This is a genomic window from Streptomyces sp. NPDC006430 (assembly GCF_040612395.1).
Taxonomy (GTDB): domain Bacteria; phylum Actinomycetota; class Actinomycetes; order Streptomycetales; family Streptomycetaceae; genus Streptomyces.
This window is the reverse complement of sequence record NZ_JBEXQA010000002.1, coordinates 540,155-565,416: the sequence shown is the minus strand read 5'-3', so window position 1 is coordinate 565,416 and position 25,262 is coordinate 540,155. Positions and strand designations below refer to the sequence as shown.

General features: G+C 73.8%; 21 protein-coding genes. 18 read left to right on the top strand and 3 right to left on the bottom strand.

The features are described 5' to 3' along the window. Positions 1–80 precede the first annotated feature (80 nt). The 18 genes from ABZZ20_RS05730 to ABZZ20_RS05645 all read left to right on the top strand — a co-directional run bounded on the left by ABZZ20_RS05730 (position 81) and on the right by ABZZ20_RS05645 (position 22,547). Positions 81–761, top strand: a complete 681-nt coding sequence (locus ABZZ20_RS05730) for an HAD-IB family hydrolase (protein WP_356867047.1) — start codon at positions 81–83, stop codon at positions 759–761. Continuing rightward, complete coding sequence (locus ABZZ20_RS05725; RefSeq protein WP_356867045.1) at positions 758–1,387, top strand: hypothetical protein; 630 nt, start codon at positions 758–760, stop codon at positions 1,385–1,387. Before ABZZ20_RS05730 ends, ABZZ20_RS05725 begins: the two co-directional genes overlap by 4 nt. Beyond that, on the top strand, positions 1,384–3,087 hold the full coding sequence (locus ABZZ20_RS05720) for a GH3 auxin-responsive promoter family protein (protein WP_356867043.1): 1,704 nt from the start codon (positions 1,384–1,386) through the stop codon (positions 3,085–3,087). The genes ABZZ20_RS05725 and ABZZ20_RS05720 overlap by 4 nt, the downstream gene beginning before the upstream one ends. Positions 3,088–3,145: 58 nt before the next feature. Continuing rightward, complete coding sequence (locus ABZZ20_RS05715; RefSeq protein WP_356867041.1) at positions 3,146–4,000, top strand: SAM-dependent methyltransferase; 855 nt, start codon at positions 3,146–3,148, stop codon at positions 3,998–4,000. Positions 4,001–4,002: 2 nt separating this feature from the next. Beyond that, positions 4,003–5,493 carry a hypothetical protein gene (locus ABZZ20_RS05710; RefSeq protein WP_356867039.1) on the top strand — a complete coding sequence of 497 codons (1,491 nt, stop codon included), beginning with the start codon at positions 4,003–4,005 and terminating at the stop codon, positions 5,491–5,493. A 2-nt stretch (positions 5,494–5,495) separates the two neighbouring features. Continuing rightward, positions 5,496–6,650: a hypothetical protein gene (locus ABZZ20_RS05705; protein WP_356867037.1), complete on the top strand. Its 1,155-nt coding sequence runs from the start codon at positions 5,496–5,498 to the stop codon at positions 6,648–6,650. After that, positions 6,647–7,435: a DUF6182 family protein gene (locus ABZZ20_RS05700; RefSeq protein ID WP_356867035.1), complete on the top strand. Its 789-nt coding sequence runs from the start codon at positions 6,647–6,649 to the stop codon at positions 7,433–7,435. The genes ABZZ20_RS05705 and ABZZ20_RS05700 overlap by 4 nt, the downstream gene beginning before the upstream one ends. Before the next feature lies 1 nt (position 7,436). Beyond that, entirely contained in the window at positions 7,437–8,156 is a 720-nt protein-coding gene (locus tag ABZZ20_RS05695) for a LysR substrate-binding domain-containing protein (RefSeq protein WP_356867033.1), read from the top strand. Then, positions 8,153–8,983 (top strand): alpha/beta hydrolase, encoded by an 831-nt coding sequence (locus ABZZ20_RS05690; RefSeq protein WP_356867031.1) that lies wholly within the window; start codon positions 8,153–8,155, stop codon positions 8,981–8,983. Before ABZZ20_RS05695 ends, ABZZ20_RS05690 begins: the two co-directional genes overlap by 4 nt. Continuing rightward, entirely contained in the window at positions 8,977–9,951 is a 975-nt protein-coding gene (locus ABZZ20_RS05685) for a class I SAM-dependent methyltransferase (protein ID WP_356867029.1), read from the top strand. The genes ABZZ20_RS05690 and ABZZ20_RS05685 overlap by 7 nt, the downstream gene beginning before the upstream one ends. After that, positions 9,935–10,858, top strand: coding sequence for a carboxymuconolactone decarboxylase family protein (locus ABZZ20_RS05680; protein WP_356867027.1), 924 nt, complete (start codon positions 9,935–9,937; stop codon positions 10,856–10,858). The genes ABZZ20_RS05685 and ABZZ20_RS05680 overlap by 17 nt, the downstream gene beginning before the upstream one ends. Positions 10,859–10,918: 60 nt before the next feature. After that, positions 10,919–12,145, top strand: a complete 1,227-nt coding sequence (locus ABZZ20_RS05675; RefSeq protein ID WP_356867241.1) for a cytochrome P450 — start codon at positions 10,919–10,921, stop codon at positions 12,143–12,145. 116 nt (positions 12,146–12,261) lie between these two features. Next, positions 12,262–12,456 carry a hypothetical protein gene (locus ABZZ20_RS05670; protein WP_356867025.1) on the top strand — a complete coding sequence of 65 codons (195 nt, stop codon included), beginning with the start codon at positions 12,262–12,264 and terminating at the stop codon, positions 12,454–12,456. 29 nt (positions 12,457–12,485) lie between these two features. Further along, complete coding sequence (locus tag ABZZ20_RS05665) at positions 12,486–14,858, top strand: TOMM precursor leader peptide-binding protein (protein WP_356867239.1); 2,373 nt, start codon at positions 12,486–12,488, stop codon at positions 14,856–14,858. An 84-nt stretch (positions 14,859–14,942) separates the two neighbouring features. Continuing rightward, the gene (locus tag ABZZ20_RS05660; RefSeq protein ID WP_356867023.1) at positions 14,943–16,178 is read left to right on the top strand and encodes a histidine kinase; all 1,236 of its coding nucleotides are present in this window, start codon (positions 14,943–14,945) and stop codon (positions 16,176–16,178) included. A 107-nt stretch (positions 16,179–16,285) separates the two neighbouring features. After that, positions 16,286–16,894 carry a response regulator transcription factor gene (locus ABZZ20_RS05655; protein WP_356867021.1) on the top strand — a complete coding sequence of 203 codons (609 nt, stop codon included), beginning with the start codon at positions 16,286–16,288 and terminating at the stop codon, positions 16,892–16,894. Between the two features lie 160 nt (positions 16,895–17,054). Continuing rightward, entirely contained in the window at positions 17,055–19,898 is a 2,844-nt protein-coding gene (locus ABZZ20_RS05650; protein ID WP_356867019.1) for an AAA family ATPase, read from the top strand. Positions 19,899–20,168: 270 nt separating this feature from the next. After that, positions 20,169–22,547: a tetratricopeptide repeat protein gene (locus ABZZ20_RS05645; RefSeq protein WP_356867017.1), complete on the top strand. Its 2,379-nt coding sequence runs from the start codon at positions 20,169–20,171 to the stop codon at positions 22,545–22,547. A gap of 58 nt (positions 22,548–22,605) precedes the next feature. Here the strand turns inward: ABZZ20_RS05645 and ABZZ20_RS05640 are convergent, their stop codons facing one another. Genes ABZZ20_RS05640 through ABZZ20_RS05630 form a run of 3 tightly spaced genes read right to left on the bottom strand, consistent with a single transcriptional unit; the run spans position 22,606 to position 25,224 of the window. Further along, positions 22,606–23,205 (bottom strand): NUDIX hydrolase, encoded by a 600-nt coding sequence (locus tag ABZZ20_RS05640; RefSeq protein WP_356867015.1) that lies wholly within the window; start codon positions 23,203–23,205, stop codon positions 22,606–22,608. Further along, positions 23,202–24,047, bottom strand: coding sequence for an inositol monophosphatase family protein (locus tag ABZZ20_RS05635; protein ID WP_356867013.1), 846 nt, complete (start codon positions 24,045–24,047; stop codon positions 23,202–23,204). Before ABZZ20_RS05635 ends, ABZZ20_RS05640 begins: the two co-directional genes overlap by 4 nt. Further along, a complete protein-coding gene (locus ABZZ20_RS05630; protein WP_356867011.1) occupies positions 24,037–25,224 on the bottom strand; it encodes an acyl-CoA dehydrogenase family protein in 1,188 nt (395 codons plus the stop codon). Before ABZZ20_RS05630 ends, ABZZ20_RS05635 begins: the two co-directional genes overlap by 11 nt. Between the last annotated feature and the right edge of the window lie 38 nt (positions 25,225–25,262).

Genomic DNA, 25,262 nt, shown 5'->3' with positions numbered 1-25,262 from the left:
CATGGCGAGGAGCTGCACCTGAAACGGCGGCCCGTACGTCCCGGGCGGGCCGCCAACCGTCATGACAAGGAGCCACGTACGTGTCCGATGTGGACCGGCCCTACATCGTCTTCAGCGATGTGGACGAGACGCTGATCACGATCAAGAGCATGTTCGACTTCCTCCACTACCAACTGGTGCGCCGCCACGGCACCGCCGGTGAGGAGGAGTACGAGCGGATCACCGCCGCGATCCGCCGGCGCGCCGCCGACGCAGCGCCCCGGGCGGAGATCAACCGCTTCTACTACAGCCACTACAAGAACGTTTCCGTGGCGACGGTCACGCGCCTGGCGGACGACTGGTTCACCGAACGCACCGCGTCCACCCGGGGTTTCTACATCGACTCCACGCGTCGTGCCCTGCGCGCCCACCGCGCCGCCGGCGCGACCCTCGTCCTGGTCTCCGGCTCGTTCCCGCCCCTCCTGGAACCACTGGCCCGGGAGGTGGGGGCCGCCGCGATCCACTGCACCCGCCCGCTGGTCTCGGAGGGCAGGTACACCGGCGAGGTCGACACCCCGGTCATCGGCGAGGGCAAACGTGCGGCTGTGTTGAGCCAGTTGGCCTCCCGACCCGATGTCGACCCGGGCGACTGCTACGCCTACGGAGACCACGTGTCCGACCTGCCGATGTTGGAACTCGTCGGGCACCCCGTGGTCGTGGGCGACGACGAAGAGCTGCGCGACCGGCTGGCCCGGCGTCCCTCGCCGATGCGTACCCGATGAACGGGCGTCGGTTCCACGTGCTGCTGGGGCCCGACGGGGCCGGCAAGTCGTCGGTCATGCGGCGGCTCGCGGGGATGCTGCCCGAGTGGCGGCTGGTCTCGACGGACGACGCGTTCGTCGCCCCCGAGCACGCGCTGATCCCCCGCCTGCGGCGGGACCTGCACGCGCACCTGCTGCCGGGCCTCGGTGCCGCCTACTCGGTGGACTTCCTGGCCAGCGTGCTCCAGACGGCCGTGGTCCACCTCAGGGACCAGGTCTGCGGCGGGGACCCGGAGGTGCCGGTGCTCGTGGACTCGTACTACTACAAGATCCTGGCGAAGTGCCGGACGGCCGGTGTCCGGGACAGCCGGATGTACTCCTGGTGGCGTTCCTTCCCGCAGCCGAGCGGGGTCGTCTTCCTCGACGTCTCGCCCGGCACGGCCTGGCGCCGCCGGGGCAACGGGGCACGGCTCAACCTCCTGGAGCACGACGGGGACGACGGCGACCGGGCGGACTTCGAGCGGTACCAGAAGAACCTGCGCGAGTTGATGCTGGAGGAGGTGCGGGACCTGCCGGTGACCATGCTCCGCGAGCAACCCGACGCCGACCGGGCGGCCGAAGCCGTACGGGAGGTGCTGAGCGCGTGAACGTTCCTTCCGGCTGGCACACCCCGGGCCACACCGACCGTTACCGTCAGCGCGTGTTCGCCGCGCGCGAGCGACTGGCCGCCGAGCACGCCGACCTGCGGGGCGCGCAGCAGCGCGTCCTCACCGATCTGCTGGGCTTCAACGCCGCCACCGAGTTCGGCAGGCAGCACGGCTTCGGTCGTATCCGTACGATGGACGACTTCCGTGCGGCCGTACCGGTGCGCGACTACGCCGCCCACGCCCCCCTGATCGAGCGGACGGCCGCCGGAGAGCGGAACCTGCTGTCGGCCGACGCCCCCGCGGTCTACTTCACCAGCAGCGGCAGCACCGGAGCGCACAAGAAGGTGCCCGTCACCCCGCGCTTCATGAGGACGACGTTCATGCCGTTCTACTTCGCGGCGTGGGCCCCGCTGATCGAGCACTTCCCGGACGTGCTGGACCGGCCCGACGCCGTCCTCAACCTCAAGCACGATCCGCTGAGCGCCCCGCCCACCACCGCCGACGGCCGGCCGCACGTGGGCGCCAGCCAGGTGGACTTCGGCGCCAGGTTCGGCGAACCCCTCGCCGCCGAGCCCGGCACGGGCGCACCGTGGGCGACGCTCCCGGTGCCCACCGAGCCCGGTGACCACCTGGAGCGGGCGTACCTGCGGCTCCGGCTGGCGGTGCAGAGCGACGTGCGCGCTCTGATCGGCATCAATCCGGCGATGATCGCCGCCGTCCCGTACCAGCTGAACCTGTGGTGGCCGCGGATCGTGAAGGAGGTGCGCGACGGCACCCTCGGCGGTGTGCCCCACCGGGCGCCGGACCCCGAGCGCGCCGCCGAACTCGAACGACTGGCGGACTACTTCGGGACCGTGCGCCCCGCACATGTGTGGCCCCGCATCCGGGCGCTGTTCTGCTGGTCGACCGGAGTGGCCTCGCTCTATCTACCGGCGCTGCGGGAGGAGTTCGGCGCCGGCATCACCGTGCTGCCCGCGCCGGTGGCCGCCTCGGAAGGTCCGGTCGGCGTGGCGCTGGACCGGCACGCCTCGGCGGGCAGCCTCGTCGCGTCGGCCTCGGTGTACGAGTTCGTGCCCGCCGATCAGGACCTCGCCCCCGACCGGGACACCCTGCTGCCGCACGAACTCGAAACCGGCCAGGAGTACCACGTGGTGTTCAGTCATGTCGGCGGGCTGTACCGGTACGCGGTCGGTGACGTGGTCCGGGTCGTGGACCGGGTCGGCGGGGTGCCACGGGTGGAGTACGCGGGCCGGGGCGGCCGGTCCGACGCGGCGGGTGAGCGGCTGCGGGACGCCCAGGTGGTCAGGGCCCTGCACACGGCCCTGACCGCCGGCGGACTCGCGCTGCACAACGTGGCGTGCCGGGTCGAACCGGCGGCGGACCACACCCCGCGCTATGTGTTCGCGATCGCTCCCCGCACCCCCTGGCACGCGACCGAGGCCGCCCGTTTCACCGCCGCCGTGGACGGTGCGCTGGCTGCGGAGTCCGACGGGTACGCACGGGCCCGGGCGGCCGGTCGGCTGGGGGCTCCCGCCGTACGCCTGCTGGACGCCGGGGCGTTCGCCCGCGACTGGCACGAGGCGGTCGGCACGGGGGTCCGCCCGACCCAGGTCAAGGACCGCCTCTTCCGCCAGGACGACGCCCTCTGGGGGCGCCTGACCGGTACGCCGGGGGCGCTGACCGGTACGCCGGGGGGCTGACCGCCCCTTCCGGCCCGTCGGCCGTCCGACCCCCGTACCCCACCCCAAGGAGCCTGCCGTGCCCGTACTCAACCCCGTCGAACGGACCGCCCTGCTCACGGCCGCCTTGCGGGCTGCCGAGACCCGCCGCGAGGACCGGCTGTACGAGGACCCGTACGCCGCCGCGCTGGTGGGGGACGCGGGTCCGCAGTTGCTGGCCGAGATCAGGTCCGCGACCTTCCCGCCCGACCGACCGCGGACCCTGCCCAGTACCCCGGACTACAACGCCATCCGCACGCGGTTCTTCGACGACCTGCTGCAACAGGCGGCCCGGGAGCCGGGGACGAGCCAGATCGTGCTGGCCCCGGCGGGCATGGACTCGCGCGCCTACCGCCTCCCGTGGCCCGGACACGTCCGCTACTTCGAGGTCGACCGGCCCGCGGTCCTCGACTTCAAGGCCGAGCGGCTGCGGGGCGTCCAGCCGCGGGTCGACCACCGTACGGTCGCCGTCGACCTCACCGCGGTCGGCTGGGAGGACCGTCTCGTCGGTGCCGGCTACGACCCCGCCGTGCCCTCGACGTGGCTGTTGGAGGGACTGCTGTACTACGTCCCCGAGGCCGACGCGCACCGGATGCTGGAGCGGGTCGCCGCCCTGTGCGCACCCGGCAGCCGCATCGCCGCCGACATCGTCAACCGGGCCTCCCTGCACCTGCCCCACATGCGCGGGCTGCTGGACGTCTTCGCCGGCTGGGGCTGCCCCTGGGTGTTCGGCACCGACGAGCCCGAAGCCCTGTTCGAGCAGTACGGGTTCGACGTCCGCGCCGTCCAGCCGGGCGAGCCGGACGCCGACTACGGGCGGTGGCCCGACCCGGTGCCGCCGCGCGGGATCAAGGACGTACGACGGGTGTTCTTCGTGCACGGCAGGCGTCGCTGACCATGACGACCACCGTGATCGCGGGGGGCGGCATCGCCGGCCTCGCGCTGGCCCTGGCGCTCGGCGGACGCGGCCACCGGGTGCGGGTCCTGGAAAGGAGCGGGCCCCCGCCGGACGGGCCGGTCGTCAAGAGCGCGGAACTGTGGCGGCGGCCCACGGTCCCCCAGGCCGTCCACGACCACATCCTGAACGCCCTCGGCGTACGGATGCTGCGCCGCCACGCGCCGGCCGTCCTGGCCGCGGCGCTGGCTGAAGGGGCCCGGCTCCTCGACCTCACCACCGTGGCACCCGGCGGCCCCGGTGGCCCCGGGCCCGCCCGGGAGCCGGGCGACGAGGACCTCGTCACGCTGCTCGTCCGCCGTCCCGTGCTGGACCTCGTGCTGCACCGGGCCGCCCTGGCCCTGCCGGGCGTGACCGTCAGCCACCGCACGACGGTCACCGGACTGCTGCTGGCCCCGTCCGGGCCGACGGGGCAGCGGGTACGGGGAGTCGTGACGGACGGCGGCGAGCGGGTCACCGCCGACGTGGTCGTGGACGCCTCCGGTCGCAGGTCCGCGTCCCGGTCCTGGCTCGCCGCGGCGGGCGTCCCGGTACCGGACGACCTGACCGGCCCCAGCCGGTTGCACGCCTTCGGCCGCTTCTACCGGCTGCGCCACCCCGACGGCCCGCCGCCGGGTCCGCTCAACCGGGGCAACGCGGCCGGCGGCATCTGGGGCCACTACTCCGCCGTGCTGCACCCGGCGGACAACGACGTCTTCGCCATCACGCTCGGCGCCCTGCCCGGCGACCGCACCATGACGGCCCTGCGCACGCCCGGCGCCTTCACCGCCGCCTGCCGCCTCTCGCCGTACCTGGCCGCCTGGGTCGAGCAGGACGCGGCGCAGCCGCTCGGCCCGGTACGGGGCATCGGCATGCCGCCGAACATCCTGCGGGGCACCGCGTCCGACCGGCGGGGCACGGTCACCGGGCTCCTCCAGGCCGGCGACGCCGCCTGCGTCACCGATCCGATGTTCGGCCGCGGCATGTCCCTGGCCCTCGCGCACGCCTTCCTGCTCGCGGACCTGCTGGAGGAACACCCGGCTGCGGACCACCGGTTGAGCCGGGCGGCGGCCGAGCTCGTCGAAAGGGTGCTGCGCCCCTGGTTCGACCAGGGGGTGCACGACTCGTGGTCGCGGGTCGAACGGTGGCGGGCCGAGACCGGAGCGCCCCCGGGGCCCGCGCCCGGCCGGCCCGTACCGCTCGTACCCGGGCAGGTCCCGGCGGCGACAGCGGCAGCGGCAGCGGCCACCGACCGCACCGTATGGCGGGGGATCACCCGGATCCAGACGAGCCTGAACACACCCGCGGAGGTCTTCGCCGACGGGGACTTCCTGGCCCGCCTACGGGCGTTGGCCGGCGCCCCGAGGCCGTCCGCGTCCTCCGTGCCGCCCGGCCCCCGGCCCCCGACACCCGCCGAACTCCGGCACGCCATCGCCGCCCAGGAAGGAGAGTGAAGGTGCCGCCCCGCAAGAACGTCCTGCTGGCACCGGTCACGGTCACCCCTACCAAGCCGCTGACCCCCAGCCACCTCAAGGGTCTGCTGTGGACCGACGTGATGTTCCGGGCCACCGCGCCGCTCGCCGCGGTGACCTACCGCTACAGCCACACCACCTACCACGTCACCGAACAGACGGTCGGCTTCTGGGAGTACCTCGACCGCACCCACGGCGAGACCGACTACGCACAGCTCTCCGAAGAGGACATCGGCGACCTCTACGTCCGCTACCGGTCCGAGCCGCAGCGCCAGAGCGCCGACGTCCTGCGGCCGTACCGGGACGCCGTCGAGCACAGTGACTGGGTCCATCCCGCGAGCGAACGGATGCTGCGGCTGTGGGCCGGGCACTACGAGCGGCTGGGGATGCACGACCCCGGCCTCCAGAAGCACCAGCCGCCCGGCCTCGGACTGGAGGAGATGGTCGAGCGGCTCGCCGGCGTTGGCCTGGTCCTCGACCAGCGGCACTGCGGAGGCCCCGTCTACCTGGACCTGACCCGGTACGGCATGCCGCTGCGCCGGATCGTCACGGCGGACGGCCGGCCCAACTACCTCGCCTGCGCCCTGCGGGAACTGCTGCCGCTCGTCCCCTGGTACGACGAGGTCGTCCTGCTGTACGACCGCGAACTCGACTCGGACTACCAGCTGCTGAACCGGGTCCTGACCCGGCTGGGGCCCACGGTGCGCCGGGTGCCGATCGGCCGGGTGCCCATCGACGGCAAGATCACCTCGGCCCGGCACGGCGGCTGGCACGGTCACACGGCCGGCGCGCTGTTGCGGGCCGCGACCGACGCGGGCGACGGCCACGGTGCCGGCGGCGATGACGACGACGTCGGCGTGCTCCGGCTCGGCATGCGGCTGTACTTCATCGCGACCCTCGGCCCGGGGCAGCAGCAGTCCTTCCGCCACGACCTGTTGCGCAACTGCCTGGCCGTGGCCGCCCGGCTCCTGAAGCGCTCCGGGGCCGCGGCCCCGACCGGCGCGGGCGATCTGCTCGGCGTCCTCGGCCGGCACCGGCGGGGCCACACCTACGTCGACCCCTACCGGCTGGCCTGCTCGCTCCTGGGCAAGGGCCGGCCCACTCCCGATCCCGGACTCCTCTCGGCGGTGTTCCTGTGACCAGCTCCCTCCAGCCCGTGGCGTCCACGGCCCTCGCGCCGCCCCCGCCCTTCCCCCTGTCCTCGGCGGCTCTGCTCCGGTCGGCCGCGGAACGCGTACGGTCGGCCCGCCCGGAGCTGGCGGACCGTCTCGACCTGTCCAGCACGCAGGCCTTGCGAGCCGTCCGGGCCGGATTCCACGGCGCCCGCACCGTGGAGAACGACGAGGTCGTGGCCGTGGTCGTCGTCGGCCGGCTCGACCTGCCCCGCTGGGTGCGCGAGACCTGTGCCTTCGCCCTCGCCCTGACGCCGACGACGAGGAACGCGTGGCGGCGCTCCTTCACCCGTACCGTCTACCTGGCCGGCAATCCGTCCAACCTCCGCGAGAGGTTCGCCTTCGACCACGTCGCCGGCGACGACTCGATGGCCTGGGCCGGGCCGGCGCCCGGCGCGACGACGGCCACGCTGCGCCGGCTGCTCAAGTCCTTCGAGGCGTCGCACGAGCTGACCGCCCGGCCGTCGGCCACCGTGACCGTGCCCGGACGTCCGAGGTCCCGCCCCGCGACCCACCGCGACCTGTACGTCGCCACTGCCAAGGTGACCGTCACCGACGCCCTCGTGCACGTCAACCACCTTCTCGCCGAGGCCGTCCTGGACGGACTGATCGGTCCCGGAGACCGCTTGACGCTGCGGTTCGTACCGCGCCTGACCGGCTTGGGCGCGCAGCTCGCCATGCTGCGCGTGGACACCGACGTCCACCGCCCGGACGAACTCCAGGCCTACGCCGGACTGACCACGGAGGTCTGAAGTGTTCACGCCCCGTACCCCCGCTAGCACCCGTACCGGCACCCACCCCCACCCCCACGCTCATGCCCGCACCCACGGCGGCACCCGTGCCGGCGGCGCCACCAGCGCCCCGCTCGGCCCCGTCCGCCTGGGCGTCCACGGCTCCGCGCACCTGGCGTCCCGCCTCGTCTCCGCCGCCGGTCATGCGCAGGAGTCGGTGGAGTACGTCCCCTACGACGTCACCGAGCCGTTCGCCCCGCTCCGCGCCGGACGCATGGACATCATGATCGTCAAGTACGACCCGCGGGAGGCGGACATCGCCCTGAGCGAGCCCGTCGGCTTCGACGGGCGGGCCGTGCTCGTCGGAGCCCACCACCCGCTGGCCGGCCGCGCCGCGGTGTCGATCGAGGAGGTCGCAAAGTACGAGGCCTTCCGGTGCCCGGGGGAGTTCCCGCCCCACGTCTGGGACCTGGTGGTCCCGCCGCGGACCCCCCGGGGCCGTGCCGTCCGCCGGGTTCACCCCATGACGACGCTCACCGCGATGACACGGCTGCTCAGGAGCACCTCCGCGGTCCACGTGTCGTTCCAGTCTCTGGAGGCGGTCGTTCCGCCGGATATCGAGGTCGTCCCGGTGCACGATCTGCCGCCCTCGCCGGTGACCTTCGCCTGGCTTCGCGACATCGAACCACCCGCCCACGTAAGGCAGTTCGTCGCCGACGCGGAACGGGCGGCGCAGCGGTGAGCGCCGCGCAGCACGACGCGGCCCGCGGGGCGGAGCCGGGCGGGGACCGGGGCACGCGCCGCCTCCCGGTCGTCCTCCTGCACGCCCTGCCCCTCGACTCGTCCATGTGGGACGGGGTGAGCGGGGGACTGCGCGCCCGCGGCCACCACGTCCTCACGCCCGACCAACGCGGCTTCGGCGCCGCGCCGCCGACCGAGCGGTCGCCCTCGCTCGACCTCGTGGCCGACGACCTGGCCCGGGAACTCGACCGGCAGGGCATCGAGGCCGTCGCCCTCGTCGGCTGCTCCATGGGCGGCTACCTCGCGATGGCCTTCCTGCGCCGCCATCCGCACCGCGTCCGCGCCCTGGCCCTGCTGGCGGCGAGGAGCACGGCCGACACCGTGGAAACGGCCGCTCAGCGGCGGCGGTTCGCCGATCTGGTCCTCGACGACTCCACCCGCGGCCCGATCGTCGCGGGGACCGCGCCGGCCCTGCTGGGCGCCACCACGCGCGCCCGGCAGCCCGGCCTCCTGGCGCGGGTGACCGAACTGGCCGGGTCGGCCCGGCCGCAGTCCGTCGCCTGGGCGCAGCGGGCCGTCGCGGCGCGCCCGGACTCCACGGCCACCCTGCGTGCGACCGAGGTGCCGGCCGTGGTCGTCATCGGCGTCGAGGACGAACTCGTCGCCCTCGACGAGGCCCGCCGGACGGCCGCGGCGCTGCCGCGCGGCCGGCTCGTCACCCTTCCCGGTGTCGGCCACCTCGCTCCGCTGGAGGCGCCGCAGGCGATGCTGGAGGTCCTCACGGGCCTGCTCGCGCACACAGAGGCCGCCGAGGCGACGGCATGCTGAGGGCAGATCACGCGGCGTGGGGATACACGACGTCCACCGGGCTGGCGTTCACCCACGAGGAGATCGTGGACCCGCACTTCGACGCCTGCGCCGCGCACTACCGGGACGCCCTGGACGGCGTCGGTCTGCGGCCCGGCTGGCACGTGCTGGACGCGGGCTGCGGCAGCGGTGCGTTCCTGCCGCGGATCGCGGACCTCGTCGGCGTGCGGGGCCGGGTCTCGGCCATCGACCTGGCCGAGGAGAACGCGGAGCGCGCCGCCGGACGGATGCGGGACCACCCCGGACGTGCACGGCTGGAGGTGCGGCACGGCAGCGTCCTCGACCTGCCGTACGCGGACGGTACGTTCGACGCCGTCTGGTGCGCGAACACGACGCAGTACCTCGACGACGAGGAACTGGCGCGCGCCCTGGCGGAACTGCGCCGGGTCACCAAGCCCGGGGGGCTCGTCGCCGTCAAGGACGTGGACGGAACCCTGAGCACCGTCCGCCCGGCGGACCCCTTCCTGATCACCGACTTCTTCCGCGCGTCCGCCCGGTCCCCCGGGTACGCCCGCCAACTACTGCGGGGTCGTGATCTGTACCGCTGGTTGCGGGCCGCCGGTCTGACCTCGGTGCGGCAGCGCACGATCCTCATGGAGCACCACGCTCCGTTGACCCCGGCCGCGCTCCGCTTCTACGGGAACGCGTGCGCGCGTTTCGCCCGACAGGCGGCCAGCGAGGGGTTCCCCGGGAACTGGGCCCCCTTCCTCGACCCCGACGACCCGGACGGTCCGTTGCGCGACCCGGACGGATACATCAGCGAGGGCAACGTCATCGCGGTCGGCACGGTGCCGGCCGGCCCGCCGGGCGGCCCGCCGGGCGGGCCGGACCGGAAGTCCCCGGACCCCTCTGCGACTCCGCGACGGAAGGCGAGCGGACGGGTGCCCACTGGAAACCAATGGATGGAGAAGCATGAACGCATCGCGTAGGACCGCCGACATCACCCGTCGCGCCACGCTCACCGGTGGCGCCCTCGTCGGCGTCGGCATCGCCGAGGGCCTGCTGAACGCGACGCCGGTGGCTGCCGCCGCGTCGGCCGCGGCGCCGCCCGGCAGGAACACCCGCTACGCGCGCGGGCTGGCCGTCCTGCACGAGACGTCGGGCGACCGCGGAGCAGCCGTGATCGAGTCGCTTCAGGACATCGCACCGGACCTCGGCCGCTTCGTCGTCGAGTTCGCCTACGGCGACGTCTACGCCCGGCCCGGACTCGACCTGCGGGAGCGGGAGTTGGTGACGGTGGCGGCGCTGGCCGCCCAGGGGGACACCGCGCCGCAGCTGAACTTCCACATCGATGCGGCGCTGCACGTCGGCGTGCGTCCTGCGGAGATCGTCGAGGCCCTGATCCACATCGTCCCCTTCATGGGGTTCCCCCGGGCGCTCAACGCGATCGGCGTCGCCAGGACCGTCTTCGCCGACCGGGGCGTCACCTTCGAGCCGCCCGTCATGAAGGACGCGCGCGACCGCCGGGTGCGCGGAGCGCAGAAGCTGGTGGAGATCGACGGTCGCCACGGCCTGGACGTCATCGAATCGCTCAACGACATCGCCCCGGACCTGGGCCGGTTCATCGTCGAGTTCACCTTCGGCGACATCTACTACCGCCCGTGGCTGACGCCGAGGCGGCGGCAGCTCGTCACCGTCTCCGCACTGACGGCCTTCGGTGACACCGCTCCCCAGCTGCGCGTGCACATCGGCGCCGCGCTGAACGTCGGCCTGACTGCGGCGCAGGTCGTGGAGGCCCTGATCCACGTGGTTCCGTACGCCGGATTCCCGCGGGTGCTGAACGCCATCACCGTGGCCAGGGAGGTGTTCGAGAAGCGGAACGCGTCGGCGCGCTGAGCGGGCGCCCCGAAACGTCCGTCCGTGAACCACCCCATCACCGAGAGGCATCCGATCACCATGGAAGCGGGAATCGCGGCAGACCTCGGGGCGCTCGGCGAGGAGTTCGTCAGGAATCCCCATCCGGTCTACGCCGGCCTTCGCGCCCGGGGCCCGGTGCACCGCGTGCGCGTGCCCGAGGGCGCGGAGGCCTGGCTCGTGGTCGGCCACGCGGCGTGCCGGTCCGCGCTGACCGACCCGACCCTGTCCAAGTCCTGGAAGGACGCCTCGCCCGCACTGCCGTTGGCCAGGCTCTCCGCGGGCGAGAACCTGCTGAGCTCGAACCCGCCGGACCACACCCGGCTGCGCAGGCTCGTGGCGAAGGAGTTCACGCCGCGGCGCGTCGAGGCGCTCGCCCCGAGGGTGCGGGCGCTGACCGGCGCACTCCTCGACGCCATGCTGGCCCGCCCCAGCGGGCGGGCCGACCTCGTCGAGGCCCTCGCGTTCCCCCTGTCCATGGGCATCATCTGTGAGCTCCTCGGCGTGCCCTCCCTCGACCGCGGCGCCTTCCGCGACTGGGCCGAGCAGGCGTTGAGCAGCCCTGACCGTGACACCAGGACGGCCGCCACGGCCGCGATGACGCACTACCTCGTCGGCATGGTGGACGAGATGCGCAGCCGCCCCCGCGACGACCTGATGAGCGCGCTCATCCGCACCACCGACGAGGACGGCGGCCGGCTCTCCCCCGACGAACTCATCGGCATGGCCTGGCTCCTGCTCGTCACCGGCTTCGAAACCACCGTCCACCTCATCTCTTCGGGGGTCCTCGCCCTGCTGCGGCACCCCGATCAGCTCGCCGCGCTGCGCGCGGACCCCTCGCTCGTGGACAACGCCGTCGAGGAGGTGCTGCGCTACGAGGGACCGGTCGAGACGACCACCTACCGCTTCACCACCGAGCCCCTCGACATCGCCGGGGTGAGGGTGCCCGGGGGCGGCGAACTGGTGCTGGTCGCGCTCGCCGACGCCGACCGTGACCCCGCGCGCTTCCCCGATCCGGACCGTTTCGACATCCGTCGCGCAGCGGGCGGTCACCTCGCCTTCGGTCACGGCATCCACTACTGCCTGGGGGCCCCGCTGGCCCGGCTCCAGGCCCGCACGGCCATCACCGCGCTCGTGGAACGGTGTCCCGCCCTGACCCTCAACGCTCGTCCCGCTGACCTCACCTGGCGCTCTGGCCTCCTCATCCGAGGCCCCCGCCAGCTCCCCGTCCGCTGGCTTCCAGAGGGTCGCCGCGCCGCCGCCATGTGAAATCTTCATCTTCCGGTGGTGACTGCGGCACTGTCAGTGATCACCGGGTTCCTCGCAGAATCGTCTGTGAACGGATCGAAACCGCGCCACGACGACGCAGAGGGAACCTCACCGACATGACCAGCATTTCGGCCAGCGCCCGTACCAGTGCCACCGGCTTCGCGCCGAGTCCTGCCCACCCCCTGAAGTCGGGCCTGGTGATCGAGAACCTCGATGCCCTGCCCGACACCCCGCACGTCCTGTTCACGGTCTGCGGCCTCACGCAGGTGACGGTGCCGGCGAACCCGATCGCCGGGCGGCTGGAAGCGTGAGCGCTGCCGACCGTGAGCGGGGCGCTGGTCTGCCGACCGCGCCGCCGGCAGCCGGCGAAGCCCTGGTGGGCTTCAAGTCCCACCTGCGACCGACGGTCGTGCCCGGCGACGCCGCCTACCTGGTGTCCCGGCGGGGGGTGACCGCCCTGAACGGGAACGAGGCGGAGGTACTGGTACCGCTGCTCGACGGGACCCGTACCCTCGGGGCGGTCCAGCGGGAGGCCTCGCGGACCCTGGGCGCCCGGGACGCCGAGGCCGCCCTCCTCGCCCTGGCCGGCGCCGGGCTGACCCGCTTCACCGCCCCGTCGGCCGCCCCGGTGGCCATGCCTGCGGCCACCCCGGTGGCCTACGGGGCGCCGGATCCCCGCGGTTGCGAGGCCGAGGCGTACTGGGACCTGGCCGGCCTGGACGGCGGCCTGGCCGCCGCCGCACTGTCCCGGGCGTCCGTCGCCATCGAGGCCCTGTCCGGCCTGGACCCGACGCCGGTGGCCGAGGCCTGCCGGGCGTCCGGCGTCTCGGTCACCGGGGACCCCCGCGCCGCCGCCCTGGTCCTCGTGCTGTGCGACGACTACCTCTCCCCGGGGCTGGCCGCCGTGGACGCCGAACACCGCGCCGCCGGCCGGCCGTGGGTGCCGGTCAAACCGTGCGGGACGGACCCCTGGGTGGGCCCGTTCTTCCAGCCCGGATCATCCGGCCCCTGCTGGCACTGCCTGGCCGTGCGCCTGCGGGGCCACCGCCACTCCGAGTTGCCGGTCCGGCGCGCGCTCGGTCTGGACGGTCCCGTGCCGCGGCCACCCGCCGGGCTGGCGGCCGGGAGGGCCCTCGCGGTGAACCTGGCGGTCCTGGAGACCGCGAAATGGCTGGCCGGTCTGCGCCATCCGGAGCAGGGACACGTCCACACCTTCGACACGTTGCGGCTGGCCACGGCCAGCCACCCGGTGAGCCGGCTCCCGCAGTGCACGAGCTGTGGAGACCCCGGTCTGGTGGCCCGTCGGGTCCGGGCTCCCTTCGTCGCGGTGTCACGTCCCAAGGCCGCGGCAACCGGGGGCGGGGGCGGGGACCGGGCCCTGACCCCGGCGCAGGTGCTACGGACGTACGGGCACCTCGTCGGCCCGGTGACCGGGGTGGTCCAGGAGATCCGGAAGGCGTCCGGCGCCCCGGACTTCGTCCACGCCTACACCTCCGGGCGCAACCTGGCCATGGAGTCGGCGTCCTTCGCCGGCCTCAGCTCCGGTCTGCGCGCGCTCAGCGGCGGGAAGGGCCGCACCGACGAGGAAGCGCGCACCAGCGCGCTGTGCGAGGCGGTCGAGCGCTACAGCGGGACGCGGCACGGCGACGAACCGACGGTACGGGACTCCCTGCGCGGCCTGGGCGAGGTCGCCGTGCACCCCAACGACTGCCAGCTCTACGGCCGCCGCCAGTACGCGGAGCGGGAGTCCTGGAACGCGCGGCACTCCCGGTTCCACCACGTCCCGGCGCCCTTCGACGAGACCCGCCCCACCGACTGGACCCCGGTGTGGTCGCTCACCCAGGGCGTCCAGCGCCTGCTTCCCACCTCGATGCTGTACTTCGCGCGGGGCGACGTCCCGGTGGCGGGTTCGGCCGGTTCGCAGGATTCGCTCCGGGACGACCCGTGGGCCGACTCCAACGGCAACGCGGCGGGCAGCAGCCCCGAGGACGCGGTGGTGCAGGGCTTCTTGGAACTGGTGGAACGCGACGCGGTGGCCCTGTGGTGGTACAACCGCACCCGTCAGCCCGGGGTGGACCTGGCCGCCTTCGAGGACGAGTGGATCGAGCGGACGCGCGAGGGATTGCGCCGGGTGAACCGGGAGGTGTGGGCGCTCGACCTCACCTCGGACCTGGGCATTCCGGCGATGGTGGCGCTGTCGCGGCGGACCGACAAGCCGCAGCAGGACGTGGTGTTCGGCTTCGGCGCCCACTTCGACCCCCGGGTGGCGCTGCGCCGGGCGCTGTCGGAGATGGGGCAGCTCCTGCCCGCGGTCCGCGACGTACGGCCGAACGGCACGGGGTACCGGATCACCGACCCGGAGCCGCTGTCGTGGTGGCAGGAAGCGACCGTTGCCAATCAGCCGTATCTGGTGGCCGATCCGACGGCGGTGCCCCGGACGCCGGACCACTGGCCGTCGGTGCGCAACGCGGACCTGCTCGACGACGTGAACCTGATCACGGAGTTGGCACGGGACAGGGAGATGGACCTGTTGGTGCTGGACCAGAGCCGACCGGACCTGGAGCTTCCCGTGGTGAAAGTGATCGTGCCGGGACTGCGCCACTTCTGGGCGAGGTTCGCGCCCGGCCGGCTCTTCGACGTGCCCGTACGCCTCGGTCGACTGGCCGAACCCACGTCGTACGAGCAGCTCAACCCCATCCCACTGTTCGTATGAACGACCGAATTACACCCCCTCGTCGAGTTCGTCGCCTATGCTCACGCTTGGCCTGCACCACGGGACCGTCATAGGGGGATTGACATGCCTGGCCGCCGCAAGTCCTCGGACGAACCGTCGGAGGCGGTCCTGGTCGAGGGGATTCTGCGACGGAGCCGGGACTTACCCGCGCCCCGCATGGCCCAGGTCATCCTGATCGTCGCGATGCTCTGCTACGTGGGCATCACCACCCTGAACATCCTCAGTGCCGGAGTCGAAGGCCCCGCCCTGGCAGCCGCCATGGGATGTCTGGCCGCGGTCTTCGCCCTCCAGCTCCTGCACTCCCGTACCGGTACGAAGCACGTCCCCGTCGCCCGCAAGGTGCTGACCCTGGGGGCCCAGGCCGCCTTCACCTACCTGCCGCTCATCGCACTGAAATCGCAGTGGGGCGCCATGGCCGGTTTCCTCGCCGGCTCCCTGCTGCTGCTCCTGCCCCCGCGTCTGGGCTGGCTCCTGTACGGCTTCGTCGGCGTCAGCATGGCGGTCCCCCCGGTACTGGAAGGGCGGCCCGCGATCGACAGCGTCTACCTGGCCCAGACCACCCTGCTGACCGGGCTGGTCACCTTCGGGTTGACCCGGCTGTCGGAGCTGGTCCGCGTCCTGCACGAGAGCCGGGGTGAACTCACCCGCGCCGCAGTCACGCGCGAACGGCTCCGCTTCGCCCGCGACCTGCACGACCTGTTGGGTTACAGCCTGTCCGCGATCCAGCTGAAGGGCGAACTCATCCACCGCCTGATCCCGGCCCATCCGACCAAGGCGAAGAAGGAGATCGAGGACGTGCTCGCCATCTCCCGACAGTCACTGGCCGACGTACGACGGGTGGCGAGCGGATACCGGGACATGTCGCTGGAGGAGGAGATCGCTTCGGCCCGGTCGGTACTGAGCGCCGCCGAGGTCGAGGCGGTGACCGACATCCGCATGGCTCAGGTCAGTTCGCCGGTGGACACGGTTCTGGCCACCGTGCTGAGGGAGGCCGTCACCAACGTGCTGCGCCACAGCAGGGCCGCGCACTGCGAGATCACCGCCATCGAGGAGGACGGCTTGATGACGCTGTCGGTCACCAACGACGGCGTCACCGAGGGGTACCGCGACAGCTCGCCGCACAGCGGCAGCGGCCTCGGCAACCTGGATCTGCGACTTCAGGCGGTGGGCGGGGAGTTGAAGGTCGGCAGGGGTCCCGGCAACGTGTTCCGGCTGGTCGCACGGGTTCCCGCCCAGGGGGACGTCGAACTCGATCTCGACGAGTCGGCGGACGGCGAACGCACGTGGCTGGTGGCGTGAACTGACGCCCCGGCTCCCCCTGGGGCACATCCTTCGGCCGCCGGATCGGGGCGCGTTGCTATGATCGACGGAACAAGATCGACCGCGCGGACGGGGGGCTCGTCACGGTGATCAGGATCTTATTGGCCGAAGACATGAACATGGTGCGCGGTGCGCTCGTCGCCCTGCTCGACCTGGAGGACGACCTTGAGGTCGTCAGCGAACTGGAACGCGGCGACGAAATCCTGGCCGCCGCCCTCGACGTCCGGCCGGACATCGCGATCATCGACATCGACCTCCCCGGGCTCGACGGACTGAGCGCCGCGGTGCAGATCCACGAACACCTTCCCGAGTGCCGGACGCTGATGCTCACCAGCCTCGGCCGCCCCGGCACCTTGCGCAGGGCCCTGGCGGCCCAGGTCTCCGGCTACCTCCTCAAGGACGACTCCCCCAAGGAACTGGCCAGCGCCATCCGCCGCGTGGTGGCAGGTCAGCGGGTCATCGACCCCAAACTGGCCGTCGCCGCCTGGAACGGTCTGGAAAGCCCCCTGACCGACCGGGAGACCGAGGTGCTGCGCTTGGCCGCCCAAGGGTCGGAGGCCACCGAGATCGCCAAGGAACTCCACCTGTCCACGGGAACCGTACGGAACTACCTGACGACCGTCGTGATGAAGCTGAAGGCACGCAACCGGGTGGACGCCATCCGCATCGCCCGGGAAGCGGGCTGGCTGGTCTAAGCGGGCTCGGGGAGACCGCTTAGTGCTGTGGCTGGGGGCACACCGGCGGTGTGGTGCCGTTGCCCCGGCACCGGCCGGGCGGCCACCGGCGCGGGCGCACCGCCGACAAGCGGCACCCGCCGTCCCGCCCGCGGTGCCACCACCTCCAGGAGCACACGTCATGTCCCACTCCCCCGTCCCGGTCCACGGCAGCGGCGCCGCCGACGCGCTGCACGAGCGGGAGGAGGAGCTCGCCCGGGTACGGCTGCTGACCGCCCGGGCCGGTAAGGGCACCGGGGCGCTGGTGGTGGTCAGGGGGAACACCGGCACCGGGCGCACCGCCCTGCTGCGGGCCGTGGCCGAGCAGGGTGAGGCGGGCGGCATGACCGTGCTCACCGCCCGCGGCTCCGCCCAGGAATCGGCGGCGCCCTTCGGGGTGGCGCTCCAGCTCTTCGAGCCCTTCCCGCCGCCCTTCCCGCCGCCCGTCCCGCCGTCCGCCTCGGCCGTGCCCGGGCCGTGGGACGGCTCGCTGTACGGCGCCGGGCTGCCCGCCCGGCTGTGGGAGCTGCTGCGCTCGCGGGCTGCGGCGGCCCCCGTCCTGCTGGCCGTGGACGACGTACACCTGGCCGACGCCCCCTCGCGCCGATGGTTGGGGCAGGTGGCCCGGCGGTTGGAGGGGCTCCCGTTCCTGTTGGCCGTCACGGAACGGTGGCAGTACGACGTGGTCCCCGGGCCCCCGCCGTTCGCACAGGACTGCGACCGGACCCCGGATGCGCTGCTGACGCTGGAGCCGCTGGGGCCGCGGGCGTCGGCCGCCCTGGTCGCCGCCGCCCTCGGCGAGCGGGTGTCACCGGCCCTGCTGGACGACTGCTTGCAGGCCGGCGCCGGAAATCCGCTGCTGCTGCACGCGCTCCTCGCCGACCTGCGCGAGGTCGCCGGCGGCGGGCCGCTGCCGGACCGGCTGCCCACCACGTGCACCGCACTGCACCCCGGCGCGTTCGTCGGGGCGGTGGCCCATCTGCTGCACAGCGCCGGCCCCGAGACGACTACGGCGTTGCGGGCCCTCGCGGAGCTGCACCACGAGGAGGACCCCCTCGCGCTGCTGCCCCAGGTGGCGGGCACCGACCCGGCCCGGGTGTCCGGCTGGGCGGACGAGCTGACCCGGCGTGGCCTGCTCGTGCGGCGCGCCGGCAACCGGCGTCCGGAGTTCGCCCACCCGCTGCTGAGCGACGCGGTGCGCGACTCCTGGGACCAGCGCGACCGCGCCGGGCTGCACCGCCGCACCGCCGAACTACTGCACCACCGGGGCGATCCGGACGAGGCGGTGGTGCGCCACCTGCTGTCCCTGCCGGTGGTGGGCGAGCCGTGGGCCGCCGACGCGCTGCTCGGCGCTGCCGCTCAGGCGGTACGGGCGGAGCAGCCCGCCGATGCGGTGGCCCGGCTGCGGCGCGCCCTGCTGGAGCCGCTGTCCGTCGCCCGCCGCGGCGAGGCGCTCGTCGAACTGGGCTGCCTGGAGGTGCGCGACGAGCGCCCGGCGAGCGCGCGCCACCTGGCCCAGGCGATGCGGCTGCAACGGGACGCCGGGGGAAAGGTGCGGGTGGCCACGCTGCTCGGGTCGGCCCTGGTGGCGCGCGGCGAGGTCCATGCCGCCCTGGAGGTGCTGGCCGAATTGGCCTCCGAGTTCGCCGACTCCACCGACCTGGCCCATGCGGTTCAGGCCGCCACCGCGCTCATCGCCTCGCACGACGGCGACAGTTGGCTGCGGGTGGTGGCACAACTGCGCGGCATAGAGGAGCGCTCGCCCGCGGCGATCACCCCGGCCGCCAAGGCGCTGCTCACCGAGTACGACGCCACGGCGGGCACCTTGTCCGCCACGGAGGCGATGCGCCGGGTCCGGTCGCTGACCGCCCAGCCGTTGGACCCGCTGCTGGAGCCGTACGTACTGGCGTCCGCCGCCACGCTGGCCCAGTGGGCCGACGACCTCGCCGAAGCGGAGCGGCTGGCCGCCCGCGGGCTGGCCTCCCTCCAGATGCCCAGGCCGCACCCCGGCCGCCAGAGCCTGCTCAGCGTGCTGGCGGAGAGCAAGATCATGCGCGGGCACTACCGCGCGCTGACCGACCGGACCCTGTGGGACGGCAGGCTGGAGTACGGGGAGCAGCCGGGTGCGGACAATGCGCACCTGCACGCCATGACCGTCATCGCGCTGACCGAGTCGGGCCGGCTCGTCGAGGCCCGGCGGCTGGCCGAAGCGATCACTGCCGACGGGGCGCACGGCTCCTGGGAGTGGAGCGAGTTCCTGTACGCACGCGGGCTGTTGCGCATGGCGTGCGGGGCGTACCAGGAGGCCCTCGGCGACATCGTCGAGTGCGGGCGCCGCCAGTCCGCCCGCAACGTCGAGAGCCCCGTCGTCACCCCGTGGCGGTCGGCGGCGGCCGACTGCCACGTCGCCCTGGGGGCGACGGCGCGCGCGGTCACCCTCGCCACGGAGGAACTGCGGCTGGCCCGGGTCTGGGGAACCCCCCGCACCGTGGGCCGGGCCACCCGAGCGCTGGCCGCCGCGCTCGGCGGCCGGCGCGGCCTGGAACTCGCCGCGGAAGCGGTGGAGCTGCTGCGCGACGCGCAGGAGCCGCTGCCGGAGCTGCTGCCCGCGCTGATCACGTTGGGCCGGGCGTTGCAGGGCGGCGGGCAGACGCAGAAGGCCCGCGCGGTGTTGCGCGAGGCCGCGGAGCGGGCCGAACGGATGGGGGCGGTACGGCTGCACCGGGCGGCCCGCACGGCACTGGGCGAGTGCGGGGGGCGCCCGCAGCGGTCGGAGGACACCGGAGCCGCCGCGCTCACCTCCGGTGAACGGCGCGTCGCGGCGTTGGCCGCCCAGGGGTACAGCAACAGTGCCATCGCCGCGATGCTGCACGTCGCCGTCCGTACGGTGGAGACCCATCTGACCCACTCCTACCGCAAGCTCGGTATCCAGGGCCGGTCGAACCTGGCCGGGGCGCTGGGGGAAACCCCGGAGCGGAGCGCCTGAGCCGGTGCGGGCGCGCCCGCACCACTCGTGGTGACGATCTCGTGGTCCGCCACGATGGCCGCGGGATCCCCCGTGTAGCAGGGTGGCTACCGGCGGGAGACTTCGATCGGCGTGTCTTCCGTCTGCGGTTCCCTCCGATCGGCCGGGGAGCCCCGGTCACCCACACCCGGTCCGGCGGCGGTCGACGGCTCCGGAGCCGCGCGAGCCGGCCGCTCACAAGGCGCGGCCGTCGGACCGCCGACCAGTGAGGTGCAACGGAAGATGTGGGATGTGGAACGCCGCAGCGGGGGGAACGGCGGCAGGGGGCACGTCGGTGAACGGATCCGTGCCCTGCGGACCGAGCAGGGCTGGTCGCTGTCCCAGTTCTCGGACCTCGTGCATTACAGCAAGAGCTACCTGAGCCGGGTGGAGAACTGCACCCGCCCGGTGCTGCCGGAACTGGCCCAGCGCTGCGACGAGGTGTTGGGCACGGACGGCGAACTGGCCCGGTTGGTCGTCGCGGAAGCCCGACCACCGGCTCCGCAGGAGCCTGCGGAGCGCGCCGTGGCGGTGCGCGAGCGTCCCGTCCCGGCGGAGCTGCCGGCCACCGGGGAGATGTGGGGGCGGGAGCGGGAACTGGCCCGCGTCCAGGAGTTCCTGGCCCGGCACCGGGGGCCCGCCGTGGTGGCGGTCGACGGCATGGCCGGCGTGGGCAAGACCACCTTCGCCGTGTCCCTGGCACGGCGCCTGGCCGTGGCCCACCCCGACGGCGCGCTCTACGCCGACCTGTGCACCCACAGTCCGGAGGCGCCCGGCGACACGGCGACGCGGCTGCTGCAGGCCCTGGGTGCGGCTCCGGAGGACCTGGCCGTGGAGCCGGCCGCGCGGGCGGCGCTCCTGCGCAGCGTGCTGGCGGACCGCCGGGTGGTGGTGGTGCTCGACGACGCGGACCGGGCCGCCCAGGTCGCACCGCTGCTGCCCGGTACGGGGCGCAGCTTGGTGCTGGTGACGAGCAGGCGGCGCCTGACGGGGCTGAGCATCCGGCACGGGGCCCTGCGCGTCACCCTGGAACCGTTGGCCGCGGAGGACGCCGTCCTGGTGCTGCGCCGCGCGCTCGACCGGCGCGACGGCAACGGGTTTGACGGCAACGGGTTCGACGGCGTCGGTGCCGTCGGACCGGACGGCACGCCCCTGCCCGGTGGCATGGACGACCTGCTGCCGGCGATCGCCCGGCGCTGCGCGTACCTGCCGCTGGCGCTGCGCATCGCGGCCGAGCGGATCGTGGACCAGGACCGCGCGTTCGTGGCCCTGCTGACCGAGGAGGCGCAGCCCGCGGGGGCGCGGCTGGACGTGCTGGCGGTGCCGGGCGACGCCGAGACCGCGGTGCGTTCGGTGTTCGACTGGTCGTACCGGACCCTCAGCCATGAGATGGCGCGTGCCTTGCGGCTGTTGGCCCTGCATCCGGGAACGGTGGCGGGGGTGGGCGCGGCAGCGGCGTTGTGGGGCGCGCAGCCCGCCGCAGCCGCGCGGCTGCTCGGCGAACTGCACGCCGCCCATCTCGCCGCGGAGGTCGCCCCGGGCCGCTACCAGATGCACGACCTGTTGCGGGAGTACGCCAGGGAGCGTGCGGAGGCCGAGGACGGGGCGACCCGCGCGGACTGCGCCGAGCGGGTCTTCGCCTGGTACCTCCATACGGCCGAGGCCGCGATGGACCGGCTGCTGGGTCCCGGCCGGTCGCGGATCCCGCTCGCCGCGCCGCCGGCCGGCTGCCCGCCCCTGGACTTCGCGTCCGCCACCGAGGCGTTGGCGTGGTGCGAGACCGAGCGGACGAACCTGCTGGCCTGCGCCCGGGCGGCGGCCGTCGCGGGCAGCCCGGTGGCCTGGCAGCTGCCGCACGCGCTGTGGGGATTCTTCTTCCTCCGCCACTACCACCACGACCAGTTGGAGTCGGGGACGGTGGCCGCCGAGGCGGCGCGGGGCGCCGGGCCCCTCGCCGAGGCGTGCGCCGCGCTCGTCCTGGCCAGTGCCGGCGCCGGACTGCGGCAGCACGCGGCGGCGGACGCGCACTACCGGCGGGGGGTCGAATGCTTCCGGGAGGCCGGGGACGGCCCGGGCGAGGCCGGGGTGCTGCTCGGGTACGCCGTTTCGTCGATGCGCCAGGGCCGGACCGCCGAGGCGGCGCAGCACGTGGCCCGGGCGCTCGCCCTGTTCGAGGCAGCGCAGAACACCTGGGGCACGGCGCTGGCCCTCGGCACGCTCGGCGAGGTACGGCTGGCGCAGGGCCGTCCGGAGGCGCTCGACCTGTTCACGCAGGCACGCGAACTGCACCGCGCCGAGGGGTCGTTGTGGCTGGAGGCTTCGACCTGGACGCTGAGCGGCACCGCGCACCGGGAGCGCGGGGAGCACGGCCGCGCCGAGGAATGCTACCGGCGGGCCGTGGACCTGCACGGCCGCACCGGGATGCGCGCGGGCGTCGCACACGCCCTGCACCAGCTGGGCGTCAGTCTGCGGGTGCAGGGCCGGGCCCGGCAGGCGCGGCGCGCCTGGCTACGGGCGTGGGCGTTCTACGCGGCCCTCGGCGATCCGCGCGAGGCGGACGTCCGGGCCTGCCTGGTCGGGCTGCCGCCCTGCCCGGTGGCGGCCACCGCGGGGTCGGCCGGGCGGGGCTGACCCCGCTCCTGATGCTGTGGCCGGAAGGCTTTGCCGGTGAACCCTTCCGGTCACCGCATTAGCCGCGGTGCCGGTGGAACAGGGCGAGGGCGGCCAGCGAGGGTGCGTCCTTGAACGTGCCCTCGGCGACCAGCCGCCACAGCTCCGCCTCCGGGAACCACCGGGTGACCAGTCCCGCCTCGGTCTCTTCGAGGCGGGGCCGGCCGGCCGTCAGGTCCTCCGCGAGGAAGACGTGGAAGCCCTGGTCGCAGTAGCCGTACGCCTCGAAGAGGTGGCCGAGCCGGGTCATCCGCCCGGCCCGCAGGCCGGTCTCCTCCGCCAGCTCGCCGCGGGCCAGTTCCACCGGGTCCGCGGCGGGGTCGTCCTCCCACGAGCCCTGCGGGAACTCCCAGTAGCGGCCCCGCACCGGGTAGCGGTACTGCTCCACGAGGTGGAACCCGCCGTCCGACCAAGGCACGACGAGCGCGAAGTCGGGCTTCTCCACCACGCCGAACACGCCCTCGTACCCGTCCGGCCGCCGGGTGCGGTCCTCGCGCACGGTCATCCAGCGGTTGCGGTAGACCACGAGGGACCCGATGGTGGCCAGCTCGGGTGCGGCCGGCTCGGGTGCGGCCGGCTCCGGTGCGGCGGGTACGGCCTCCTGGGCGTCGTGCGTCATGTGCGCTCCCGTTCCTCGTCCCGTTCCTCGTCCTGCTCGCGGTCTTCGTCCACGGTGGCGCAGGCCGCGCGCACGCCGCGCAGGATCGGCTCGTGCAGGACCCCGTTGCTCGTCAGGACCGCCCCGGAGTCGAGTCGAAGGCCCGCGTCGAGGTCGCTCCAGGAGCCGCCCGCCTCCTCGACGATCAGGGAGGGGGCCGCGACGTCCCAGACGGACGTGCCGACCGAGAGGGCGCCGTCCGCCGCACCCTCCGCGACCAGCACGTGGCCGTAGAAGTTGCCGATGCCCCAGGCCGTGCGGAAGCCGGAGGCGAAGGCGCCCAGCCGGGCCATCGCAGCCGGCTCGTACTCGTGCGCGCCGCCGAAGCTGAAGGACGCCTCCGCCCGGTCGGCGACGGTCGAGACCCGCAGGCGGCGGCCGTCGCCGTCGTGGGCGCCCCGGCCCCGGCTCGCCGACCAGCTGCGCCCCAGCGCCGGTGCCGCGATCACGGCGTCCGTGACCTGCCCGCCGGCGGACCACGCGATGAGCACGCCCCATACGGGCACCCCGCGGCGGAAGTTCTCCGTACCGTCGACGGGGTCCACGATCCAGTGGCCGTCGTTGCCGCCGCTGCCGCCGAACTCCTCGCCCATGACCCGTTCGCCGGGCGCGAGTTCGGCCAGGACCTCGCGCACCCGCTCCTCGGTGGCCAGGTCGGCCTCGGTGACCAGGGAGCCGTCCTCCTTCGCCCAGTTCCGTACCCGGGGCCGCTGGAAGAAGTCGAGCGCCGTGCGCGACGCCTGCTCCGCCGCCAGCCGGGCGACGCGCAACCGGTCGGGGACCGCCGTCGGCTCAGAGGTCATGGTAGGAGGACCCGTCGATCTGGAGGCGCCCGATCAGCTCCTTGCAGAAGTCGTCGTTCGGGCCCATGAGGGACGCCGCGAGCGCATCGCGCAGGTGCCGTTCGATGGGCAGGACGCCACGGGAGTACGCCACGCCGCCGCTCGCCATCATCGCCTCGCGGGCGATGTCGGTGGCCGCCTCCGCGCCGGCCACCTTGCAGGCGGTCATCAGGACGGCCATCTCGTCGAGGTCCTGCCCCTCGTCGATGGCCCGGGCGAGCGCTGCGACCATGGTCCGGACGCCGGCCAGCCGGATCGCCATCGTGCCGATGTGCCGGCGCGCCACCGGGTACTGGCTGAGCTGCGAGCCGAAGCCGCTCGGGTTGCCGGCGTAGCTGCGGGTCCGGATCCGTTCCAGGGCCGCGCGGTAGGCGGCCGTCGCGATGCCGAGGTAGGCGGCGGAGACGCCGAGGTGGTAGAGCGGCTGGTTCGCCTCGTTGTACGTGCGCAGGCCGGCACCGTCCTCGCCCGAGTACAGCAGCGCGTCCTCGTCCACGTCGGACCGGAAGGTGATCCAGGTGCTGCTGTTGCCCGCCAGCCCCAGTCCGTTCCAGACCCCGCTCTCGATCCGCCCCTGGTCCGCGCCGATCGCGAACACGGCGTGGTCGCGGTCGTTGTCGGACCCCGGTGTGCGGGTGGAGACCACGTACAGGTCGGCGTGACCTGCCGAGGTGGAGAAGCTCTTGTCCGCGGTGATCCGGTAGCCGCCGTCGATCCGCTCGGCGGTGCTGGCGACGGACCACCACTGGGACCCTGAGCCGGGCTCGCTGATGGCCTCCGTCACCAACAGCCGCTCGGCGGCGATGCGCGACAGGTAGGAGCTGCGCTGCGGGCCGTGCGGCAGCGCCAGGAACGAGCTCAGCGAGGTCACGTGCATCACGTAGACCATGGCGGTGGAGGCGCAGGCCGTCGCGAGGCGCAGTACGACCTCGCCGACCTCCTCGGCGTCGGCCCCGGCGCCGCCTTCGGCGCGGGGGACGGTGAGCGCGAGCAGGCCGATGTCACCGAGTGCGGCGACCGCGGCCTTGGGGAAGAGCCCGTTCTCGTCCACGAGGCGGGCGTTGGGCTCCACGACGTCGCGGATGACCTCGTCGAGCAGCGTCAGCCGCTCGGCGCGGGTGGTGGGCATGGGGGTCATGAACTGTCTCCAGCCTTGTGCGGGGCCTCGTGCGGACG

What these genes read in the sequence shown, in the direction of transcription:
- ABZZ20_RS05725 (WP_356867045.1), top strand. Translation starts at nt 758, where the DNA reads ATGAACGGGCGTCGGTTCCACGTGCTGCTGGGGCCCGACGGGGCCGGC.
- ABZZ20_RS05710 (WP_356867039.1), top strand. Translation starts at nt 4,003, where the DNA reads ATGACGACCACCGTGATCGCGGGGGGCGGCATCGCCGGCCTCGCGCTG.
- ABZZ20_RS05685 (WP_356867029.1), top strand. Translation starts at nt 8,977, where the DNA reads ATGCTGAGGGCAGATCACGCGGCGTGGGGATACACGACGTCCACCGGG.
- ABZZ20_RS05680 (WP_356867027.1), top strand. Translation starts at nt 9,935, where the DNA reads ATGAACGCATCGCGTAGGACCGCCGACATCACCCGTCGCGCCACGCTC.
- ABZZ20_RS05675 (WP_356867241.1), top strand. Translation starts at nt 10,919, where the DNA reads ATGGAAGCGGGAATCGCGGCAGACCTCGGGGCGCTCGGCGAGGAGTTC.
- ABZZ20_RS05670 (WP_356867025.1), top strand. Translation starts at nt 12,262, where the DNA reads ATGACCAGCATTTCGGCCAGCGCCCGTACCAGTGCCACCGGCTTCGCG.
- ABZZ20_RS05660 (WP_356867023.1), top strand. Translation starts at nt 14,943, where the DNA reads ATGCCTGGCCGCCGCAAGTCCTCGGACGAACCGTCGGAGGCGGTCCTG.
- ABZZ20_RS05650 (WP_356867019.1), top strand. Translation starts at nt 17,055, where the DNA reads ATGTCCCACTCCCCCGTCCCGGTCCACGGCAGCGGCGCCGCCGACGCG.
- ABZZ20_RS05640 (WP_356867015.1), bottom strand. Translation starts at nt 23,205, where the DNA reads ATGACGCACGACGCCCAGGAGGCCGTACCCGCCGCACCGGAGCCGGCC.
- ABZZ20_RS05635 (WP_356867013.1), bottom strand. Translation starts at nt 24,047, where the DNA reads ATGACCTCTGAGCCGACGGCGGTCCCCGACCGGTTGCGCGTCGCCCGG.
- ABZZ20_RS05630 (WP_356867011.1), bottom strand. Translation starts at nt 25,224, where the DNA reads ATGACCCCCATGCCCACCACCCGCGCCGAGCGGCTGACGCTGCTCGAC.